This window comes from Streptomyces sp. NRRL S-31 (assembly GCF_000718775.1).
Taxonomy (GTDB): Bacteria; Actinomycetota; Actinomycetes; order Streptomycetales; family Streptomycetaceae; genus Streptomyces.
In genome coordinates this window covers 1-3,419 of record NZ_JOCB01000190.1, presented here as the reverse complement: position 1 = coordinate 3,419, position 3,419 = coordinate 1, and the positions used below count along the sequence as shown (strand labels likewise).

Sequence of the window (3,419 nt, the reverse complement as noted above, 5' to 3'; positions counted from 1 at the left end):
AGCGGGTCCCTTCGGGCTGCGCCCGAAGCAAGCGAACACCCGGGCTGCGCCCGGGTGTTGCGCTCCCGCTCCGCGGGAGCGCAAGCGGGTGGCTGCGCCACCCGCTCACCCTGCCCGCTGCGCGGGCAGGGTGACGGTCCGTTCGCTGCGCTCCCGGACCGGTGGGACTCCGTCCCACTACTAAGGCTTCCGCTTCGCTTCAGCCTGGCCGACGGGTCCGCTGCGCTCCCCCGCCTGACGGTCCTTCCGGCTGCGCCTCGAGAACCGTTGAGGCCCGCTGACGCGGGCCGAGCTGACTGCGAGAGGTGAGGGTCGCTCGCTCGTTTCGGGTTCCAGTGTGGCGGCTTCCTCATATTGATGCAGCATGTACCTTTGGCAGGAACACGGGATACCCTCTTTGAGGGTCGTGCCTACCGGGGAGGTGACGGAAGATCTGGGCAGCACACTTCGCATGCGCCAAGCCGGGCCTGGACGTCACTGCTCGGGACGGACTCGACGTCATGGACCTCCAGGCCTTTCCACCGAGCGTACCGTTGCCCATCCTTGAGACCCTCGCAGTTCGGGGTGCGGTGATAAACGCTTCCCCCCTTCGTGACGTACACCCTTCGGGGGAGATTCGACTGTGCCGAACGGCAGTGGTCGCACTGGGAGGAGGGAAGGAACATGACTTCGCAGAAGTCGTTAGCCATAGCCACGATTCTAATCTGGTGCTCGTCCCTCGACCATGTCCTTCTCGGTCAATGAGCGTCCTAAACTGTAGTTGCCTTGCACATCATGACTGCGTGTCACGACCCGCCGAAATAGGATGTCAGGGCATATTATGGAAACCACCTGGGTCGTCTTCGGATCAAAAATTGGAAGGCATCTGAATGCCGGTGATTCAACTCCGGGAATACCAAGTCGACCAGAAGTCGGCGTTCCGGAAGTGGGTGGGATTCCCCGCAAGATCACCGGTGCCCCCTCAGGGTGCCCGGGGCACGATCGTGTCAGCGACCGGATCGGGCAAGACGATCACGGCCGCCGCGTGCGCGCTGGAGTGCTTCCGGTACGGCCGGATCCTCGTGACCGTGCCGACCCTGGACCTGCTCGTGCAGACCGCCCAGGCGTGGCGGCTGGTCGGTCACCGGGCCCCGATGGTGGCGGTGTGCTCGCTGGAGAACGACGCGGTCCTGGGCTCGCTGGGGGTGCGGACCACTACGAACCCGATCCAGCTCGCCCTGTGGGCCGGGTCCGGGCCGGTGGTCGTGTTCGCCACGTACGCCTCTCTCGTGGACCGCGAGGACATCGACGCGCCCGAGAGCCAGCGGAAGGTTCGCGGGCCGCTGGAGGCCGCCCTGGCGGGCGGAGAGCGGCTCTACGGCCAGCGCATGGGCGGCTTCGACCTGGCCATCGTGGACGAAGCCCACGGAACCGCTGGTGATCTTGGCCGTCCGTGGGCGGCGATCCACGACAACCAGCGGATCCCCGCCGACTTCCGGCTCTACTTGACTGCGACCCCGCGCATCCTCGCCGCAGCCCGCCCGCAGGAGGGTACGGCCGGCCAGGAGGCGGAGATCGCGACCATGGCCGACGACCCGGACGGCACCTACGGCGCGTGGCTCGCCGAGCTCGGGCTCTCGGAGGCGATCGAGCGGGAGATCCTCGCCGGGTTCGAGATCGACGTCCTGGAGATCCGCGACCCCTCTCCCGTGATCGGGGAGTCGGAGGAGGCGCGGCGTGGCCGGCGCCTGGCCCTGCTGCAGACCGCGCTCCTGGAGCACGCCGCCGCGCACAACCTGCGCACGGTCATGACGTTCCACCAGAAGGTCGAGGAAGCCGCCGCGTTCGCGGACAAGCTCTCGGAGACGGCAGCCGAGCTGTACCTGAACGATGCCTCGGACGAGGACTTGGCCAAGGCAGAGGAACTGCCCGCGTCATCGATCGACGCGGAGTTCTACGAGCTGGAGGCCGACCGCCACGTCCCGCCGGACCGCGTCTGGTCGGCTTGGCTATGCGGCGACCATCTCGTCTCCGAGCGGCGGGAGGTACTGCGGCAGTTCGCCAACGGGATCGACGCCGCCGGACGCCGGGTACACCGCGCCTTCCTCGCCAGCTGCCGTGTGCTCGGGGAAGGCGTCGACATCACCGGCGAACGCGGAGTCGAGGCCGTCTGCTTCGCGGACACCCGCGGCTCCCAGGTAGAGATCGTGCAGAACATCGGCCGCGCGCTCCGGCCCAACAAGGACGGCAGCACGAAGGTCGCACGGATCATCGTGCCGGTGTTCCTGGAGCCGGGCGAGGACCCGACCGACATGGTCGCCTCCGCCTCGTTCCGTCCTCTCGTAGCCGTCCTCCAGGGCCTTCGCTCGCATGATGAGCGACTCGTCGAGCAGCTCGCTTCCCGCGCCCTCACCAGCGGCAAGCGCAAGGTCCACGTGCGGCGCGACGCGGAAGGACGGATCGTCGGAGCCGGCGGCGAGGGCGACGGCGAGCACCAGGAGCACGGCGCCGACGCCGCTGCCGAGTCGGCCTTGCTCCATTTCTCCTCTCCCCGGGACGCGGCGACCATCGCCGCCTTCCTGCGCACCCGGGTCTACCGGCCGGAGTCGCTGGTGTGGCTGGAGGGCTACCAGGCGCTGCTGCGCTGGCGGGCGGAGAACGAGATCACCGGCCTGTACGCCGTCCCGTACGACACCGAGGTCGAGGTCGGGGTCACGAAGGACTTCCCCCTCGGGCGGTGGGTGCACCAGCAGCGGAAGGCGCTGAGGGCGGGTGAGCTGGAGGAGCGGCGCAAGGTGCTGCTGGACGCGCCGGAGGCCGGGATGGTGTGGGAGCCCGGCGAGGAGGCGTGGGAAACCAAGCTCGCCGCGCTGCGGTCCTACCGGCGGGCGACCGGGCATCTCGCGCCCCGGCAGGACGCCATGTGGGACGACCCGGCCGGCGGCGGCCCCATGCCCATCGGGCAGCACATGGCCAACCTCCGGCGCAAGGGCGGCCTCGGGAAGGACCCGAAGCGCGCGGCAAAGCGGGCGGAGCAGCTGGCCGCGATCGACCCGGACTGGAACTGCCCGTGGCCGCTGAACTGGCAGCGCCACTACCGCGTACTCGCCGACCTCGTCGACGCCGACGGCCACCTGCCCCACATCGCGCCGGGCGTCACCTTCGAGGGCGACGACATCGGGACGTGGCGGTGGCGGCAGCAGGAACCCGGCACCTGGGCGCAGCTCCTGCCCGAGCAGCAAGAGCGGCTGACCGCGCTCGGCATCAACGCCCCCGCGGCCCCGTCTCCCACCCCGGCGGAGCCTCATGCGGCGAAGGGTTCGAGCAAGGCGCAGCAGGCGTTCCAGCGGGGCCTCACCGCCCTGACGCAGTGGGTGGAGAAGGAAGGCGCGAACCGGCCTGTGCCGCGCGGGCACACCGAGGAGGTCACGGTCGACGGC

General features: G+C 69.5%; 1 protein-coding gene. It reads left to right on the top strand.

What is annotated here, in order from left to right; genetic code table 11:
• Window positions 1-869 precede the first annotated feature (869 nt).
• On the top strand, window positions 870-3,419 hold a 2,550-nt coding region (locus IF37_RS0137940; protein ID WP_079166075.1), incomplete at its 3' end, for a DEAD/DEAH box helicase.